The following is a 19,746-nucleotide window of genomic DNA, read 5'->3' as shown; positions in this document are numbered from 1 at the left end:
ACCATCCGGAACACGGGCAACACCCATTCATATCCTGATCATTGAGGATGATCAGGATCACCGGGATCTCATTCTCCGGGCATTCAGGGACGATCGGGAAAAGTTCCGGATCTCGATCGCGGGATCGATAGCGCAGGCACGGGAGATCACCGGGCACGATCCTCCGGACCTTATCATCTCCGACTGGAATCTTCCGGATGGCAAAGGTATCGACATCCTTTCCCGCGTGAACGATGCAGTGACGATTCCCCTGATTGTCATGACCGGGTACGGTGATGAACGCCTCGCTGTTGAGATCATGAAGTCCGGGGCCGTTGATTACATTGTCAAGTCTGCGACCGTGTTTGAGGATCTGCCGAATATCTCCCGCAAGGCACTCCGTTTCTGGGAGAATCTCCAGGAGAGGATGCGGGCTGAAACAGCGGTGCGGGACTCCCAAAAACGTCTTGCCGACATTCTTGCATTCCTGCCGGACCCGGTACTTGCCATTGATAAGAACGGGACGGTGATCGCGTGGAACAACGCGATGGAAGGGCTGACCGGTGTCGCCGCTGCCGATATGCTGGGAAAAGGTGATCATGAGTACAGCCTCCCGTTTTACGGGATACAGAGGCCGATCCTTGTCGATCTCATCTTTAAAGACGATCAGGATGTCAGGGAAGACTATGTGTACGTGAACAGGGATGGCCAGAAAATTATAGCCGAGGTATTCAGTCCGATGCTGAACGGGGGCCGGGGTGCCCACCTCTGGGGGACGGCATCACCCCTCGTTGATGCTGCCGGGAACCTTTCCGGTGCCATCGAAGTGATCCGGGATATCACCGACAGGAAAAATGCCGAGTTGGCGCTTCAGGAGAATGAAATAAAATTCCGTACGCTGCTGGAGAGCGTTCCCGATCTCATCCTCGTTCATCGTGGCGGCATTATCCTTTACGTGAACCAGGTTGCCCAGAACATCACCGGATATACCCTGCACGAGATTCTTAACCAGCCTATAAGCAGGTTCATTGCGACGGAATACCAGGACCCGGTATCATCTGCCATCAGGAAACGTTCGCTTGGCGAACCGGTCGCACCGTACGAGATTGAGATCCTGACAAAATCCGGTGGGCGACTTACGGTCATGATCCGGGGGTGCGGAATTGAATTTGATGGTGCTCCTGCATCCCTGAATGTGCTGACTGATATTACCGACCGCAAACGGGCTGATGAAGCACTCCGCGAGAGCGAGATACGGTTCCGGGCCCTCATCCAGAACTCATCGGATATCATACGGATCCTCGATAAGGATGGCCGGATTGTCTATGAGTCCCCGTCAGCAGAGAGGATACTCGGCTATCCGGCGGGCTATCTGATTGGCCGGAATCCCATGGATGATATCCATCCTGATGATCTCGAACATGTGAACCATGATTTGAGGGAGGTCTTTGACAAGACCAATCCAGGGATACCAACGGAATTCCGGATCCGGAAGGCTGATGGCGATTACATCTGGGTCGATGCCCTGGCGGCCAACCTGCTCGATGAGCCCGGGATCAACGGGATCGTGGTGACAACCCGCCCAATCCAGCAGAGGAAAGAGGCTGAGGCTGCCCTGCAGGAGAGCGAGGAACGGCTCCGGCTGGCTCTTGAAGGTGCCGGTGCAGCCTTCTGGGAATGGTATCTTCCTACGGGAAAAGCGGTGTTCAGCGACCGGTTTTATACCATGCTCGGGTACACTCCCGGTGAATTTCCTGCCACTTTTGAAAGGTGGGCTGCGCTCATGCACCCGGATGAACGGAGTCATATCCTTGCGGATCTTGATGAACAGATCAAGAGAAAACGTCCACTCTGCGAGATCGAGTTCAGGATGAGGACAAAAGAGGGGGGCTGGATGTGGGTACTTGGCCGGGGAAAGATCGTTGAGTTCGATAGCCAGGGAGTTCCCGTCCGGCTGACGGGAGTAAACCTCGATATTACCAACCGCCGTCTGATGGAATCGGAGATCCGATCGCTGAACGCCGTTCTCGAACAACGGATCGCTGACCGGACCGAAGCGCTTTCAAAGGCAAACCAAGCGCTCGAGGAAGAGAACGCCCAGAGGCTCACGGTTGAAGACAAACTCCGTTCATCGCTTGATGAGAAGACCCTGCTCCTCAAGGAGATCCACCACCGGGTGAAAAACAACCTCCAGATCATTGCAAGTCTCCTCAATCTCCAGTCCCGGTATATCAGGGATGAACCCACGCTCGCCGCGCTCCGGGAGAGCCAGAACCGGGTCAGGGCAATGGCCCTTGTCCACGAAAAACTGTACCGGTCAGAAGATCTCGCCCATATCGATCTCAACGAATATATCACGTTCCTCGGGACCGGCCTCTTCCAGTTTTACGGTGCAAAGGGCCGGGGCATCCGGTTCAGGCTGGATATGCACGATGTGGATGTGGACATCAATACCGCTATCCCGCTCGGCCTGATCATCAACGAACTGATCTCGAATTCACTCAAGTATGCATTCCCCGGTGGGCGGGAAGGGGAAGTCTCTATCAGCATCAAAAAGGAGGAGCACATCCTGACCGTCAATTTCCATGACGATGGAATCGGGATTCCTGATAGTCTGGACTGGAAAAACACCCATTCACTGGGGCTCCAGCTGGTCAATACCCTCACCGACCAGATGGACGGGACGATCGAACTCGACCGGACGGCCGGGACAACGTTTATCCTGGTGTTGCATGAGAAACAATGAGCCGGTGGCCCTCCCGGAGATGATCCCGATGGATCGGTGACAGGGGAATGACGATGAAGATACCGGTGACCGAGGCCTGGTGGAATGCTGCTATTGTTTCATCTGCCGTTATCGTCATAGCCCTGACCGCAGGGTGTCTTTCTCAGGGCATTACAACGGTTTTCATGTACCTGTATTATATCCCCATTGTTCTCATCGCATACCATTACCGGAAAAAGGGTATGCTTCCCTGTATCCTGCTGGGCCTGGCGTATCTTGCTCTTGTCATTATGCATGATCCGGCCAATCCTGTCACCAGAGAAGGTGCGCTCATCCAGGTTATCGTCTTCATCGCCATCGCGGTTCTTGTCGCATATCTTGCACAAAACATTGTTACAACAGGGGACAACCTGAAGTCTGTTGCAGACATCCAGCAGGGCATTGTCCAGAATGCCAATGTCTGGCTGATGGTGCTTGATAAGGATGGCAGGATCCGCGAATGGAACCATGCGGCAGAAACGATCAGCGGTTATCCCGCTGATACGGTAATGGGGAAAAACACGATCTGGAAACTCCTCTACCCGGAGGAGAAATACCGAAAAGAGATCACCGGAAAGATTGCAGAGATCATTGCGCAGCGCAATTACCTGGTGAACCTCAGGACTACCATTACCCGTAACGACGGAACTCATAAGACTATCCTGTGGAACACCCGGGATCTGCCCGGGAACCCTGGAGAGTCGCCCCGGTATATCGCAATCGGTGTCGATATCACGGAACGCACGGATGCAGAAACGGCGTTAAAAGAGAGTGAGGCAAAATACCGTACGCTCTTTGAGAATCTGCTTGAGGGACTGGCTTATTGCCGTATGATCTATGACGACCATGGCAGGCCGGTGGACTGGATGTATCTCACCGTGAACCGCTCATTTGAACGGTTGACCGGGTTGAACGATGTCGAGGGGAAACGCGTTCTTGAAGTGATACCGGACATCCGTACACTGAATCCCGAACTCTTTGATACGTACGGGCGGGTAGCAGCAACGGGAATTCCCGAGACGTTCGAGATATACTTCAAGCCGCTCAACACATGGATGAAGATATCGGCATTCTCCCCGGAGAAGGGGTATTTCGTTGCGGTCTTTGATGATATTACCGAACACAAACATACTGAGGATACAGTAAGGGACGCCCGGGATTTTTATCTCCTGATCCTCAATGATTTTCCGAACCCGGTCTGGCGGGCGGATGTAAGCGGGAAATGCGATTACTTCAATAAAAACTGGCTCGCATTTACCGGGCGCACCATCGGCCAGGAGCTTGGGGACGGGTGGGCAGAGGGAGTTCACCCGGATGATCTCGATCGTTCTCTGAAGATCTATCTCGATCATTTCAATGCACGAACCCCGTTCGAGATGGAGTACCGCCTCCGGTACCATGACGGCACTTATCACTGGCTGCTCGACTTTGGGAAACCTCTCTTTACAAAGGATGGAACATTTTCCGGCTATATCGGCTCCTGCTACGATATCCATGATCGGAAAATGGCTGATGCTGCCCTGCGGGAGAGCGAGGAAAAGTACCGCACCTTAATCGAAAAAGCAAATGAAGCGGTTATCATTGCGCAGGACGGGAACTTTGCCTTTGCCAATCCGAGTATGTCCAGACTGCTGGGAGTGCCGGCTGATGAACTGACAGGAAAACCGTTTGTTGATTTTATCTGGCCTGATGACCGGGATCTTGTGACAACCCGCTACCGGAAGCGGATGGCAGGTGTGGATATCCCCGAGACCTATGATTTCCGGGTCATCGGTGCCGGGGGCAGGATGAAATGGGTATTCATTTCGGCTGCACAGATCCTCTGGCAGGGGAGGCCGGCAACCCTTAACCTGCTCACCGACGTCACCGAGCGTAAGCGGGCGGAGGAAGACCTTACTCTTGAGAAACAACGCATGGAGTCCCTGCTCTCGCTCTCCCAGAGGGGCCAGCGGGCAGAAAAGGAGATAATATCCACCGTGGTTGAGGATGCGATACGACTAACCGGAAGTACCATCGGGTACTTAGCCACCATGAATGATGATGAATCTGTCATGACCATGCAGTACTGGTCAAAAACTACCTACGAGTCCTGCCGGATCATCAATCAACCTATCGAGTATCCCTTGGAAAAGACCGGACTGTGGGGGGAAGCCGTCCGTCAGCGAAAACCGATCGTCACCAACGATTATGCAGCTGAAAGCCCGTTCAAGCGGGGCACTCCGGAGGGTCATGTTTCCCTAGTCCGGCATATGAACATACCGGTCTTTGAAGGCGATCATATCGTTGCCATTGCCGGCGTGGGCAACAAAGGAGCGGATTATAACGAAGGGGATGTCCGCCAGCTGCAGCTCCTGATGCAGGGCTGGTGGCAGATTGTGGTCCGCAGGCAGGCGGAGGCAGCGTTACAGGAGAGTGAGGAGCGGTTCAGACAGTTCTTCAACAACATCAACGATGCGCTGTACCTCCATGCCCTTGGAGAACAGGGATTGCCCGGGAAATTCATCGAGGTCAACGATGTAATGTGCAATCGGCTGGGGTATACCCGCGATGAACTCCTCCAGCGTGCCCCGCAGGACATTGTTTCGGATGCGGGCAGGGCAAAAATGCCGGCAATTGCAGAAGAGATGGCAGGAAAAGGACACGCCACGTTCGAAACGGAGCACCGCAGGAAAGATGGCAGTATAATTCCGGTTGAGGTCAGCACGGTCATTTTTTCCCTTGCAGGGACACGGGTTGCCATGGCAAGCGCCAGGGACATCACGGAACGGAAACGGGCAAAGGAGGCACTTACCCAAAGCGAAGAGCGGTATCGCACGCTTGCCGAAGCATCACCCGATCAGATCTTCATCAACGACAGGAACGGAACTATATTGTACGCCAATACAACGGCGCTGAAATTACTGGGCCTTCCGTACGATCAGGTTATCGGAAAGCAGAGAGGAGAATTCTTCCCGCCGGAAATAATCGGGGATCAGAATGCTGCCTTTGAAAACGTGTTCGATACGGGAGATTCTCTCCGCCAGGAAGCAAGAATCCATTTCGGCGAACGGGAAGAGTGGATTGATACAACCCTCGTGCCGCTCAAGGATGCAGCAGGCCATATCTACGCGGTTCTCGGAGTGGCCCGGGATATTACTGAGCGCAAACGGATGGAAGAATCTCTCCGGGAGTCCCGGCAGCTCTTCTCGGATATCATCAGTTTCCTGCCAGACCCCACGTGGGTCATCGATCACCGGGGAAACGTATTGGCATGGAACCGGGCGCTCGAACAGATCAGTGGGATTCCGGCAGAGGATATGCTGGGAAAGGGTGATTTCGAGTACAGTCTGTGGCAATATGGGAATCGGCGCCCCACGCTCATCAATCTCGTCCAGGATCCGGATCAGGATGCAGCCCGGATGAATTATCGCAATATCCGCCACGAGGGATCATCGGTGATGGCCGAGACGCAGGTGACCCTGCCGTCAGGAAAAAGTGCTGTGCTGTCCCTGGTAGCATCGCCACTTTATGACGCTAAAGGATCCATTACCGGTGCCATTGAATCCATGCGGGACATCACCCGGATTAAGGAGACCGAAGCGGAACTTGCCCGGCTCAATGAAAACCTTGAGAGTATCATCCTTGAACGGACCCGGGCCCTGCAGGAAGAGGTTGTCCAGCGCCAGCGGGCAGAGAAAGACGTGCAGGCAGCACTCGACTACACGCGATCCGTAATAGAAGCAAATCCCGACCTCATGGTGATCCTTGACTTTGAAGGGAAGATCCTTGACATCAATACTGCCGGTGAAACGCTGACCGGAATACCAAAGGATCAGCTCATAGGGACGCCGTATTTCAGGTATCTTGTCGATGACGGTACGCTCTATACTGCGTTCTCCCAACATCTGGAGACCGGATGGACCGAGAAGGTTATCCGGATCCGGAGAACCGACGGCCACACCACGCCGTTATCCGTACATGCCACGATGATTAAGGGAACCGGCACGACACCGGACCGGATCATCGTCTCCGCTCACGATATCACCCGCCAGAAGCAGGATGAGGCTGCGATCCAGGCATCGCTGGATGAGAAAGTGCTCCTCCTGCGGGAGATCCACCACCGGGTGAAGAACAATCTCCAGATCATCATCAGCCTGACCAATCTCCAGATGCGCACCATGGACGATCCCAAGATGAAACAGGCCATGGCAGAGACCAGGAACCGGGTCCGGGCAATGTCGCTGGTCCACGAAAAACTCTACCAGTCCGAGGATATCTCCTCAATCGATCTCGCCGAGTATACGCGATTCCTCGCCACCCAGCTCTTCTCCTTTTACGGGATCGATCACCGGAGAGTATCGCTGGAGACGGATATCGGGAAAATCCCGCTGGACATCAATATCGCCATCCCGCTGGGACTCATCATGAACGAGCTGATTTCCAACTCGCTCAAACATGCTTTCCCCGACAACATGAGCGGCACCCTCCGTATCACAGGTCGTTCTGACGGAGACACGTTTACCCTCAGTGTCAGGGATAACGGTACAGGACTGCCCCCGGATTTTGACTGGAAGAACACGGAATCGCTCGGACTGCGCCTTATCACCAGCCTTGTCGATCAACTGGGTGGGACTATTGAACGTAAAACGGGATCCGGTACTGAATTCCAGATTACTATCCCGTTGAAGGCGGAATAAGGTCTGGACATGACAAATGGGGAATTTTTGAAAAATCACGAAGACGTGGCAGGAACAATGTTTATCATCCCACTCCACCGAAAACCTACTGGAGAGGATGCCCCATGACCGGACCTGCAATATTTATCGTTGAAGATGAAGCAATCGTTGCAAACGATATCAGGGAGACCCTGATCAGCCTGGGGTATACCGCTGCAGGCACTGCAAAATCCGGAGAAATTGCCCTCGAAAAAATCAAAACTGCGCAACCGGATCTCGTGCTCATGGATATTCATCTTGCCGGGCAGATGGACGGGGTCGATGTCGCGGGGAAGGTCCACGCCCTCTATGATATACCGGTCATTTATCTCACGGCCTATGCCGACAAGACCCTCCTCGAACGGGCCAAGGTGACCGAGCCATACGGGTACGTGGTCAAGCCCTACGACGAGCGTGAACTCCATTCCGTGATCGAGATGGCGTTGTATAAGCACCATATCGAGCGTGAGATCAAAAAACGGGATGCAATCCTCTTTGCCGTGAGTTCCGCAGTGGAATGGCTGCTCCGGGTGTCCCGGAAAGAGTCCCCGGAACAAATCCGGGATTTCAATGCCAATGACATCCGGGACATCCTTGAGCCGGTCGGGCTTGCGCTTGATGCCGGGGCCATCGGGATATTCCGGATCCAGCCGGGGACCACGGGATCGAATACCGTCAGTATGGTCTATGAATGGGGCTGTCCGGAATACCACACCGCACGTTATAAACCGGAACTCAGCCGGTTTACCTGGGCTGCGATGGGACTGTCCCGGTGGGAAAACCTGCTGGTAAAAGGAGAAGATATCTCGGCTCTCATGTCAACCATTCCCAACGAGGAACGTCCCCTTCTGGACCTGCTTGGTGTGAAGTCCGGGGTCATTCTTCCTATCTTTATCCATGACAACCTCTTTGGCTTCATCGGGTTCTTTGATCTGACAGAACGGACACGATCTCCTGACGAGATCGAAGCACTGCGCATCACGGCAAACCTGCTTGGTGCCGCCCTGGGATACGGATAGTTTCCCAATATGCCGGTAACCGGGGGTAATCCTCTCCTCCGGCCACAGGGCCGTGAAGTGAGGTTCTGCTTCGAGCAGAAAGCATATAAAACAAAATGTTAAACTTAGATAACATATACCAGTGCGAAGTCGCACGGGTATTGCAGTAACGATGTGAGAACACCAGGAACACAATCAGCAAGAACACCTGTAAATGTCCACTGCGGGATGCACACCCGCACTCATCATGCCTCTGATCCCTCCATGGGAGGAGACACAATATTCTTTTTTAACCTCGTGGATTCATTCGGAATATCCCCGGTGACCAGTGTCCGGATATACGCGAAGGTGTGATTGTTCTCACGGAGCCGGGTATCCTTAAGAATTCAGTTATGATAAGGTATGTATGGTTATCCGCTAATAGAAGAGTAACCATGAATACCTCCGAACCGTACCGGATCGAGCGCGCCCTGCTGATCATCGCGCTCGTCTTTATCATCGTCCTCGCGGTGAAGGAAACGACCTATATCATCAGTCTCATCCTGATGGCAATCATCCTCACCATGCTCACCCTTCCCGCGGTAAACTGGCTGAAGTCCAAAGGGCTATCAGATTTTCTCGCAGTGATCGTTGTTACCATTACGGCATGTCTGGTGATCCTGGTAATCGTTTTCCTGGCTGTGATGTCGTTTCACTCACTTGCCATGGACATCCCGTTATACCAGAAAGAGCTCAATACCCGCCTGGCGGATATATCCGGAATCCTCTTCTCGCTGGGACTTTCCAGCAGCGCAACCAGTTTCCCTTCGATCGATATCGGCGATCTCATGAACTTCGCGGTCTCCGGCGTTCGGAGTTTTGCCGAAGGGATCATGTATCTCTTCTTCGTGGCCGTTACAACGTTCTTCCTGCTGCTGGAGACTCCGAAGATTATCAGCCGGATTGAGCGCTCATATGGTAAAGATACAAATGCCGTGGAGAAGTTCGGCCGCATGACCGGCTATGTCATTGATTTCATTGTGGTGAGAACCGAGACCAACGCCATCCACGGGTTCCTGTTTGGGGGTTTTCTCGGGATCATGGGAGTCCATGGGGCGATCCTGTGGGGAGTCCTGACATTCCTTCTCGGGTATATCCCGTACTTCGGGCTCATCCTCGCCGCAATACCTGCGATCTTCTTTGCGTGGCTCCAGTTCGGGATACCCGGGGCTCTCGCGGTCATTGCTGCGGTCTGTGTACTCAATATCATTGTAGAAAACCCGGTGTACTCGTTCCTTGCCGCAAAAAAATTCGAGATGCCGGCTCTCATCGTGATCCTCTCGGTGATTATCTGGGGCTGGCTGCTGGGCATTGTGGGTATGTTCTTTGCGATCCCGTTAACACTGTTCCTCCTGCTCATCTTCGAATCCTGCGAAGAGCTCCGCTGGATCAATGCGATGATGGGGGTCAGTCACCTGTTCGAAACAGGAAAAGAGCATAAAAGCGATACTAAACCCATCCCCTGATTTTTTTTCAGGTCAGGTTTTTCAGGTACGATTATTATGCCAGATCGAGGGGGGTATCCCGCATACCCCCCCTCCATTTTATTTTCAAATCGATCAGACCCCCCCACCCCCATGGGGGGGAGGTATCCGGCATACCCCTCCCCCCCTCCGGCCGGATCAGACCTCCCCCGATCAGATTTGAGTGGGCTGCTATACAGGACCTCTCGTCAGAGAGTCCAGGTAAAATCGTGATGGATCACGTGTGCAATACTGCGTACATCCCATTTTTGAGGAGGGGGGTATGCCGGAACCCCCCCAACCAGATTTTTTTTAGATGGGGATGACCCCCCCTCCCATTTTGTTTTTGGTCAGATCAGACCCCCATCATGCTGGGACGGATGATGCCGAAAAGCTGAAAATGGCCGGCCATTGAGCGAATATGCGGTCGGAGATAGGAGAGAGTGCCGTAGTAAATACCCGTGTTTCCTGTTGATTGGGGGGTGGGGGGTATCCGGCATACCCCCCATCGCTTTGATTTGAAAGAAGAGTTACCGGATATCCTGCACGGTCACGGCATAATCGCCATCCCATGCGAGGGTGACTATTGATGATCCCAGCAGGGCACCCGTTGCCGGATCTTCTGCCCTGGCAGTAATGACAACCGGTTCCACAGGGGATGCGGGTTTATCGATGAAGGTCCAGTAGAGCGTCCCACTGTATCCGGTAACCGTAGACTCACGCTGGTTCACGGTATAATCCGGAGGATTCCATGACAGGAACTTTCCGTAACTGGTATTCCACGTAATCGCTGCCAATGATACATTGAAGCCAGTGGCATGAGGAACGAGCAGGATTCCGGGTGTTGAGGACATCAGCGGAGAGTAGCGCTGTGGCGATGCTTCGAGCCGCAGGGACGTGTTACGGTCATTTGAAATCAGGGACGGGACAAAGGTGCAGACATCGGGTGCACATCCGGAGGTGGTTCCGTCTGCCGCCGGTACGGTGGTAACCACAGCAGATTCTGTCGGAATCGTCCGGGATACCGGAGTAACGGAGGCCGGGGCAGTACACCCTGCCGTGACCAGTGCCGCTATACAGATCGCAATCAGGGCGTATCTGAATGTCATAACATAACCATCGCTTCCGGCGATAATAAACCCGGCGAATTCTGATACAATGAGGGTCAGATGGATGATGGTGTCAGATGGGCGATATTACCAGGGATACAGAGCCGTGAGTAAAAGAAGAACAGTACCAGGCGTATCCTGTCACCTGTGACAGGATTAGTGGTTGCCCGGTCCTGACGATGATGGTTCTCTGGAATATGGGGCCTCTCCCTCTGCTGCCGAGGGGGTATTTTCCCGGATCTCTGCATACTTCACTGCCGATTCCGCCGGCATTGACATGCTGATGACACAGGCAATGATGAGTCCGAATGTAACGAAGGGATTTCTTTTCATAGTGTTCTCGTGGTTATGCGGATGATCGTTTACTGAATCTCTGCAACCATTAACGGGGAGTACATCAATCTCCGGGGGATTGTCAGCCATCTGATGACAGACATCACAACAGATTATTCAACCGAACCTGCTCCTCCAATTATGCAACCTCACGCTCCTTTCTCTGGATATATTCTATTCCTCTAATCAAATATATAAACATATCTTTTTCTTATTCGACTGATTTTTACAGGTTTAATTTAAAATAGTGAGAGAATTACTTTACAAACTTGTTTTTCCAGAGTAATTATTAATTCTCCCTCATACAAGGAAAAGCAGGTGAAAGAAACCGGAAGAGAAATCCCGCTGCCGGTATCCCGGCTGTAGTCATGCAGGCAAAAATAATTCCTGCAATGTCTATGAGCCCCTTGTCGTCGGTATCACTTTTTTTATCATCCTGCCGGAATCTCCTGCAGGTCCGGACACTAGTGCATTTATCGGACCGGTCCCGGATACCAGGCCTGTATTATAACGGAACCCATCAGCTCGCCAAACGAACAGCCCGGATCCGATCGGGATCGCCGGTGATGCAGGATCCTGATACCCGTGCCAGAACCCGGCAAAAAAAGTTAATTCCTGCGCCGCATCCATCCCGACAACAGGAGAAGCCCTGCCAGGAGCCCGCAGATCAACACAGGGTCGGGGCCCGGGGAATAGGTCTGCTTTTTTATCGGGGCTGATGTTGTAACCGTTGTCAGCGGCTCAAGGGTGATTTCAACAGGAACTTCTTCCATGGTTTCTACGGTCTCCTCAACAGCGGGTGCGGCAGTAGGTTCGGGGGTCGGGACCGTTACCTGTGCCACTTTCTTGGTCAGTGTCCCGGATACGGTCTTGGCATTCGGATCCATCTCCTGCAAGCGGAGAAGTGTGATTTCACGGGACTGGTTCAGGGCAGGTGCTTCCCCGGTCAACCGGACATTGACGGTGAACTGTTTACGCGAGAAACTGAGATCCCAGCCATCCAGCCGGACCTGTGCACTGCTCTTTGATGCCAGCGTTGAAGTGCGCGGGGCGTCCTCGTCAGCCGTCTCACTCATGGTCACCGTCCAGAGAGGATTTGATAGATCCGTGTACATCACCAGGGAGTTGTCCGAATCGAATGTTTTGCCGGTATCATACGAGCTGAAACTGAGAACGTAATTGATATCAACAGCCGTCCCGGGCGTAAGGGCAGACTGGCGGGTACTATCCGTCCAGCTTCCGAACGTCCATGCCGATACGCACGGAATAATGATCACTGCTGCCAGCACGAGGAGACATAGTTTTGAAAAAGCCCGGGGAACGGTCATTACCTGTTTCATCGATCAGGAAACCAATAAACGTAACGATCCGGATTCCATCCCGGGGAGACGGTAATCCCTTGCTGATGGTTTAATAAGTCCGGGGATGAAATGGAAGGTACCTGACCCTGCTCCAGTCCGACACCTGTCGATACCCCACCCGGTTGCAGGTACTTATCCCATCCGTGATTTCCCATGAGCCTTCGGTTTTCCCCGCTGCCCAATCTCAATGTCAGGGCTAAGATTCTCATCCTGTTCCTTGCCCTTGCCCTTGTCTCCCTGATTATCACCGGGTATGTCGCATTCTGGACGATTGGCGATATTTCGCGATCAGCAGAGACCAGCAGCCTTGTTCTGGGGACGGAAGCCCTTGATGAGTCCACGGCAGCTCTCGTGGAATCCGCTCAGGATAACCTCCTCCGGATTGCATCGGACCAGGCTGAGATCACCAATGTCCTGTTCGAAGATACGGACACTGAACTTGAGATTCTTGCAGTACAGGCATCCACCCTGCAGGCAAATCCACCCGTCCGCCCGATCATACATGCTTATGACAGCAACAATCCCCCTGGCGATCCGTTTGCGGCTACCCTGTATTACCTGGCTCCCGGGATCACGATCTCCCCGGATTCTGAAGAGTTCAGGAGACCTGCCGGCATGGACGATCTCCTCAAAGGTACCTTTGACGCTGACGGTAACCTGAGTTCCCTGTACATTGCCACGGACTCCGGTATTCTGCGCACCTATCCCTGGCAACCCCTGACAAATACCAGTTTTGATCCTCGCGAACGAGCCTGGTTTACCGGAGCCAAGAAAACCGATGGGGTGTACTGGTCCGATCCCTATGTGGATGTCACGGACAACGGTCTTGTCGTGACTTCATCGAAAGCCGTGACAACTCCCTCGGGCACATGGGTTATCGCAACCGATGTGACTGTCGATGAGATCAATTCCGCGTTCCTGAACAGATCGTTAAGCGGCAAAGGATATGCGGTTCTTCTCGATAGTAAAGGGAATATCATCAGTCGCCCGGGATTATCAGCAGGGAACATTTCATGGGATCAGCCATTCCCCAATGAAAATGTCTTTGAAAGCACGGATCCTGCCCTTCAGGCCCTGGGATACAACATGACCGCCGGCAAGACCGGGGTTGAGAGGATAACGTTTGGCAACAGGGAATCGTTTGTCGCATATGCCCCGGTCAAATCTCTGAACTGGAGTTTTGCCGTATCTATGCCCGTGGACGAGATCACGGCACCGGTTGAAAAGACCCAGAAAAAGATCCTGGTATCAACCAGGGATGCCGAGACCAGCATCAACCAGCGGACTGACCGTATCCTTATCATCTTCTCGGCACTCTTCTGCATCCTTATCCTGACAGTCATTGCCCTTGCCACGTACCTGTCACGGATCATCACCCGTCCGGTGGACACCCTCAAGAGCGCGACCCTTGCACTCGGCGAGGGGGATCTCTCGCACCGGGTTTCCCTCCATACCGGCGATGAATTCGAGGATCTGGGAAACTCCTTCAACCATATGGCCGCAGACCTGCAAAAGAATATCGATGACCTCAAACGCACGACGGCCGAGAAGGAGCGGTATACCAAGGAGATGGAGATCGCCAAGGAGATCCAGGTGACATTCCTGCCGGAATCCATGCCGGTCATCCCCGGGTTCGAGATCAGTGCCATCACCCTCCCGGCCATGGAGATCGGAGGCGATCTCTATGATTTCATACCGGTAACCGGAGGGAAGTGGGGTTTTGTTATCGCCGACGTGTCCGGCAAAGGGGTAAGTGCTGCGCTGTACATGGCACTCTGCCGGACCCTGCTCCATGCGAGCGGCGGCGGGCAGGAGAGTCCGCAGGCTGCCATCCGACAGGCCAACCGGCAGATCTACGAGGATGGCAGGTCAAGCATGTTCATCACGACATTCTATGCAGTCCTTGACCCGGAAAAGATGCTGCTCACGTACGTGAACGCCGGCCACAATCCCCCCCTGCTGATCCGGGGCAACCCGCCAGAAACAACTCTGCTTGAGGGGAAGAAGGGTATTGCCCTTGGCGTTGTCGAGGATGTCAACATTCCTGTCACCACCATCACGGTTGAACAGGGTGATCTCATCATTATGTATACGGACGGCGTGACCGAAGCGTTCAACGAGCACGATGAATATTTCGGAGAAGAGCGGCTGATTGCCTCGATGTACAGGAACCAGTCCCGCCCCATACAGGAGATCAGGGACCTGCTCCTTGAGGATATACGACAGTTCTGCGGCACCGCACCGCAGTCCGACGACATCACGTTCATCGTGATCAGGGTTCGCTGATCGACACGGATCGTTGTGTAGGTAGCTGAAAAATTTCGTTATTCCTGGTTCATGGTACGGGACTATTCCGGACCAATGGATCCGCTTTTTCTTCGTGTCGGGTGACCGTTCCCGCCAGGGTGAGCGTGGCAGTGACAGGTTCTCCATTCCGGCGTGGGTTCCGGAAGATCTTCCGGTGCGGAAACGAGAACGTCGGGATTGTTCTCATCCACCAGGGCGATAAGCGCATTGATGTCGGTGAGATCGTACTGATCCTGCAGTACCCCGCATAATTCCCCGATGAGATCGCGCCACAGGGGATCTCCGGAGGAACCCGGCCCGGTGTGGCCGAAGTGCCCGAGACAGACTGATGCATGGTATGCATGCACACACTGCCTGAGCTCCGAGAACAGGCGATCGCGGTACTCCCTCCCGGCATGGCTGGTAAATGACCCGAGATTCCCGACAATCCGGTCATATTCCCGCAGGAAGTATTCCTGATCGGAATCCGTTCCGCGGGATGAGGCAAGGGATTTCTGGACACGACACTTCTCGTAATACGGAGCGCTGGCGCACCAGGTGCCGGAGGTATCAGCATTGTTCATATGCCGGGCAGTAATCTCGATCGACTGTTCAAACACCTCAAGGAGGTGCGGTAAATTGTCAGCAGATGAGCAATCCATAATAGATCCCTTATGTGTCGTCGGGGTAGCCGGATACGGGAAAACCGGCTGAAGTAATACATTTTGGTGGTTTTTCCATAAATGCATTTCACCGCACCCTGGCAGGACTGATACGGCAGATACAAAACAGCGGTTTTTATCTGAAAATGCCGAGAATATACCACTCAATGTCTCATGCAGGTCCGGCAGACGATAGTTGCGGAGTATCCATTGCCACAAAGCAGCAGACGGTCCTCACCAGCCTGATCGTCGATTTTGTTCTCTGGATTCCCGATATCGCTGCGGCAATGCTCTCAGGGTCCATTGTTCTTTTCGCAGATGCACTGAAATGTGCCAACGAGATTCTGGCAACCTTCTTTGCATACCTCACGCTGCGCAAAATGGCAAAAGGAGGGTGCGGGGCCTATGATTACGGTCTGGGAAAATTCGAGACCATCACGTCCATCGTCACAGGTGGCGTGATGTTCATCTCCCTGGCACTGGTCTTTTTTGTTGCGATCAACAAGCTCGTCACTCCGGAGGAACTGGTTCTGGAGGGGGCATACCTCGGTGTCGTGCTCATGACGATCGGGGTCTGCATGAACAGCTGGCTGTGGAGGAAGAATTACCGGTTGTTCCAGAAATCGCCATCACCGATCATCGACTCCCAGTGGCGGCTCTTCCGGACCAAGGCATTCTCCGATCTCTCGGTCCTTCTTTCCCTGATAGCAACGCTTGCCTTCTCCCACTATGCCTGGTCCCTGTATATCGATCCGCTCGCATCCTTTGTCATCGCCGGTTTCCTGCTCACGTCGGGATACCGGGTCATCACCACATCCCTCCCGGATCTTCTCGATAAAACACTCGACGAGGAACTCCAGATGGTGATCGTCTGCCATCTTGCTGAGTTCTTTGATGATTATACTGCCCTCTACGGTGTGCGTTCACGCAGGTCCGGCGCCAACGTGTACATCGAGATCTTCCTCGAATTCGAGGGGAACCGGAAGATGTCTGAAGTCCAGGAGAGCATCAACCGGATCAAGGCATCCCTTGAGCAGACAATTCCCAAAAGTTCTGTCAGTATTGTCCCGACAGATCATCCTGTAAGGGGGGAAACTCCCCACACCCCTGCATCACCCGCAAAAGGGAATTGAGATCCTCTTTTCAGGGGCTGTGTCGCAATGTCAGCACAGCAGTGATCTCAATAAAACAAGAATTTTCTCGGCAGGCACGACACAGATTACAGGCGAGGCTGCTGCTGGGTGGCGCAGTGGAAGGTGCCATATCCCTCGACCAGTGCCCGGGCATTGATGCCGACAACCGTACGACCGGGGAAGAGCCCCTCCAGGATCTCCAGGGCAACACTATCGTTGGGATCGGAAAAGACCGGGACGATGACAATAGTATTGCCGATATAGAAGTTCGTGTAACTGGCCGGGTAGCGTTCCCCGTCATTATCCACGACTTTCCCGGGCATCGGCAGCTTCACCACCGTAAGGGGCTTCCCCTCCTGATCGGCTGACTGGCGGAGGATCTCGTAATTGTCATGAAGGGCGGAGTAATTGGCATCCGTAATATCGCTCTCGTAGCCACATACAACCGTCGAGGGGCCGACAAAACGGGCAATGTCATCGACATGCCCGTCGGTATCATCACCTACCACCCCGTCATTCAGCCATATGACCTTTTCAATCCCGAGATATTCACGAAGCCGTTCCTCAATCTCGTCAGCGGACAGGTCGGGGTTGCGGTTGGGATTGAGGAGGCAGGCCCGGGTCGTCAGCACCGTTCCCCTGCCATTGGTATCGATCGATCCGCCTTCCAGGACAATCCCCGGCTCGAACATCGGCATATTGAGCCGGCGGTTCATCATTGCGGGGATCTTCCCATCACGGAGCTGGTCTTCATACTTGTTGCCCCATGCATTGAAATTCCAGCGCACCATGGCAATCTTCTTGAGGGCACGACTGACTACGAACGTCGGGCCATAGTCCCTGATCCAGACATCGGAATACTCATTGGTGTGAAGCGTCACCCGTTCGAGATCAACGCCCATCTCCCGCAGTTTTGATCGCACCTTGCGGTGGATGACCGCACTGGGGACAAAGACCTCCACGTGTTCGGAGGTGTGAATGTGCTCTATGAACGCGTAATATGCCTGCTCAACCCCGGGAATATCCGGGAAGGTCCGGGCATTATTGGGCCATGAGATCCAGACGGCCTCGTGCGGCTCCCATTCCGCCGGCATGTGGAATCCCCGGTTGCGGGGGGTGTCACCCTGGCGGAGATCCGGAAAGATCCCATTGTTGCCCGGGAACGGAACGCCAATACGGGAATAGGTTTCCGGGCGACGGTTCCGGAAGAATCCCCAGAAGTCCTGCACGTCAGCGTTCATGGACAGGTCAACCTTGACAATCAGGGTCTCCTCGCCATCACCGGCCCGTGCCAGCACCTTGCCGAACGCATCCGCAACAAACGATCCCCCGAAGAAACGGGTAGTTCCCTCGGTTCCCGCCCGGTTCACCGCTGCGACATGGACACTGTTTGCAATGGCATGGCTCCGCTGGATCAGTTCCCATGCATCCTGCCAGTTGCCTTCTTCCGGTTCGACTGGTCCCGGGTGTCCGATGGCCGTAGGGTAGAAGAGGATCTCTGCGCCGTCAAGGGCTACGCACCGTGCGGCCTCTGGGAACCACTGGTCAAAGCAGATCAGGACCGCGATGCGCCCGTAGCGTGTGGAAAAGACCCTGTAACCATTTCCCGGATAGAAATAGCCCTTCTCAAAGAAACCCGGATCCTGCGGGATATGGACTTTCCGGTACGGCTCTGATATGCTTCCATCCGCGTCAATGACCACCGCCGCGTTGTAATACTTCCCGTCGGCTGCCCGTTCAAAGACCGGAACGATGATGACAACCTGGTGTTCACGGGCAAAGGCAGAGAAGATACCGGTCGACCGTCCCGGGATACTCTCGGCAAGCGGCGATGCATCCGTTCCCGGATGCTGCGGAAAATACCGGGTATAATAGAGTTCAGGAAGGCAGATGATCTGCGCACCATCGCGGGCAGCGGCCTCTGCATTACGGCATGCCTTTTTGATATTCTCGTCTGGATCGGGACCCATCGCCATCTGGATAAGCCCTACCGCTACGTCTCCCAGATCCATACACCTCGTGCTGTATGGATTTTTCCTGATCAGATATCAGGATATCTGTTCACCATCCTGTCGGGATGCAACCACCGGTCGCGTCCGATTGCGGGAAAAACGGGTACACATCCCTGTATTGCAGGTGCAGTCACCTTTATTACCGTCAATGGATAATTGCAATAACAAGAGGCGGCATGAAAAAAAATACCTTTTATCTCTTGTGCGGCTGTATCGCCGTTATCCTTCTGGCGATCTTCTGGTATTCTGTTGAGATCCACCGGCCTTTTTTCGTCGAGATCACCTTTATCATTGGCATTGCGGTTGCATATCTTGCCCGAAGACGCGTGACCGACCTCATTGACGATGAACGGAGCGCAAAGATCACCGAGCAGGCAGTCCTGCGGACATTTCAGGTTTTCCTGGTTGTGGTGTGTGCATTCTCAGTCGGGGCAGTCATGAAGATCCTCTATGTGCCACAATTCCCAAAGGATGTGGATCTCTCGCACGCCCCGGAAGGGTTCACCCCGAAGATGATGGGGTACTTCCAGCTCGGGCTCCTCTGTCTTATGATCTTCCTGTACGTTGGATTCAGGATATACTATGCCCGAAAATATGGGGATTGGGAGACCGATGAAGAATAAGATCAAGGTATTCCGTGCAATGTACGACATGACACAGGAGGATCTGGCGCAGGCCATCGGGGTCACGCGACAGACGATCCTTGCCATCGAGAAGGGCAAGTACGTCCCGTCCCTGGATCTTGCCTTCCGGATATCACAGTTCTTCAAGGTGAATATCGAAGAGGTGTTCACCTACGACAGCGAGACAAAAACGGTTGACGACAGATAATACCCTTCACCTCTTTTATCATACCTGTTTGCGCGTTCATGCATACATGCGAGGGTGCTCTGTATTCCATCTTATCCATGGT

Annotated in this window: 12 protein-coding genes; 8 read left to right on the top strand and 4 right to left on the bottom strand. The window is 53.7% G+C overall.

Translation table 11 applies throughout. The features are described from left to right. The first annotated feature begins 25 nt into the window (after positions 1-25). The 4 genes from LUQ43_RS02755 to LUQ43_RS02740 all read left to right on the top strand — a co-directional run bounded on the left by LUQ43_RS02755 (position 26) and on the right by LUQ43_RS02740 (position 9,940). Positions 26-2,725 (top strand): PAS domain S-box protein, encoded by a 2,700-nt coding sequence (locus tag LUQ43_RS02755; protein ID WP_363318475.1) that lies wholly within the window; start codon positions 26-28, stop codon positions 2,723-2,725. A gap of 53 nt (positions 2,726-2,778) precedes the next feature. Then, a complete protein-coding gene (locus tag LUQ43_RS02750; RefSeq protein ID WP_299963565.1) occupies positions 2,779-7,419 on the top strand; it encodes a PAS domain S-box protein in 4,641 nt (1,546 codons plus the stop codon). A 104-nt stretch (positions 7,420-7,523) separates the two neighbouring features. After that, a complete protein-coding gene (locus LUQ43_RS02745; RefSeq protein ID WP_299963563.1) occupies positions 7,524-8,456 on the top strand; it encodes a response regulator in 933 nt (310 codons plus the stop codon). A gap of 413 nt (positions 8,457-8,869) precedes the next feature. After that, entirely contained in the window at positions 8,870-9,940 is a 1,071-nt protein-coding gene (locus LUQ43_RS02740) for an AI-2E family transporter (RefSeq protein WP_299963561.1), read from the top strand. A gap of 527 nt (positions 9,941-10,467) precedes the next feature. Here the strand turns inward: LUQ43_RS02740 and LUQ43_RS02735 are convergent. Beyond that, entirely contained in the window at positions 10,468-11,046 is a 579-nt protein-coding gene (locus LUQ43_RS02735) for a hypothetical protein (RefSeq protein ID WP_299963559.1), read from the bottom strand. A gap of 941 nt (positions 11,047-11,987) precedes the next feature. Then, positions 11,988-12,707: a hypothetical protein gene (locus LUQ43_RS02730; RefSeq protein WP_299963557.1), complete on the bottom strand. Its 720-nt coding sequence runs from the start codon at positions 12,705-12,707 to the stop codon at positions 11,988-11,990. Between the two features lie 186 nt (positions 12,708-12,893). Here LUQ43_RS02730 and LUQ43_RS02725 point away from each other — a divergent pair, with 186 nt between their 5' ends. After that, positions 12,894-15,026: a SpoIIE family protein phosphatase gene (locus tag LUQ43_RS02725; RefSeq protein ID WP_299963555.1), complete on the top strand. Its 2,133-nt coding sequence runs from the start codon at positions 12,894-12,896 to the stop codon at positions 15,024-15,026. 62 nt (positions 15,027-15,088) lie between these two features. Here the strand turns inward: LUQ43_RS02725 and LUQ43_RS02720 are convergent, their stop codons facing one another. Further along, positions 15,089-15,688 carry a hypothetical protein gene (locus LUQ43_RS02720; protein WP_299963553.1) on the bottom strand — a complete coding sequence of 200 codons (600 nt, stop codon included), beginning with the start codon at positions 15,686-15,688 and terminating at the stop codon, positions 15,089-15,091. A gap of 167 nt (positions 15,689-15,855) precedes the next feature. Here LUQ43_RS02720 and LUQ43_RS02715 point away from each other — a divergent pair, with 167 nt between their 5' ends. Then, positions 15,856-16,821: a cation transporter gene (locus LUQ43_RS02715; RefSeq protein ID WP_299963551.1), complete on the top strand. Its 966-nt coding sequence runs from the start codon at positions 15,856-15,858 to the stop codon at positions 16,819-16,821. A gap of 86 nt (positions 16,822-16,907) precedes the next feature. Here LUQ43_RS02715 and LUQ43_RS02710 read toward each other — a convergent pair whose 3' ends face one another. After that, the gene (locus LUQ43_RS02710) at positions 16,908-18,833 is read right to left on the bottom strand and encodes an agmatine deiminase family protein (RefSeq protein WP_299963549.1); all 1,926 of its coding nucleotides are present in this window, start codon (positions 18,831-18,833) and stop codon (positions 16,908-16,910) included. A 176-nt stretch (positions 18,834-19,009) separates the two neighbouring features. On the opposite strand from LUQ43_RS02710, the gene LUQ43_RS02705 reads away from it, so the two are divergent. Together LUQ43_RS02705 and LUQ43_RS02700 are read left to right on the top strand one after the other, a co-directional pair. Further along, the gene (locus tag LUQ43_RS02705; RefSeq protein ID WP_299963547.1) at positions 19,010-19,456 is read left to right on the top strand and encodes a DUF2178 domain-containing protein; all 447 of its coding nucleotides are present in this window, start codon (positions 19,010-19,012) and stop codon (positions 19,454-19,456) included. Continuing rightward, on the top strand, positions 19,446-19,664 hold the full coding sequence (locus LUQ43_RS02700) for a helix-turn-helix transcriptional regulator (RefSeq protein WP_299963545.1): 219 nt from the start codon (positions 19,446-19,448) through the stop codon (positions 19,662-19,664). The genes LUQ43_RS02705 and LUQ43_RS02700 overlap by 11 nt, the downstream gene beginning before the upstream one ends. Positions 19,665-19,746: the final 82 nt, after the last annotated feature.

The organism is Methanoregula sp., assembly GCF_028679125.1.
Lineage (GTDB): Archaea > Halobacteriota > Methanomicrobia > Methanomicrobiales > Methanospirillaceae > Methanoregula.
This window is presented reverse-complemented; position numbering and strand designations above follow the sequence as displayed.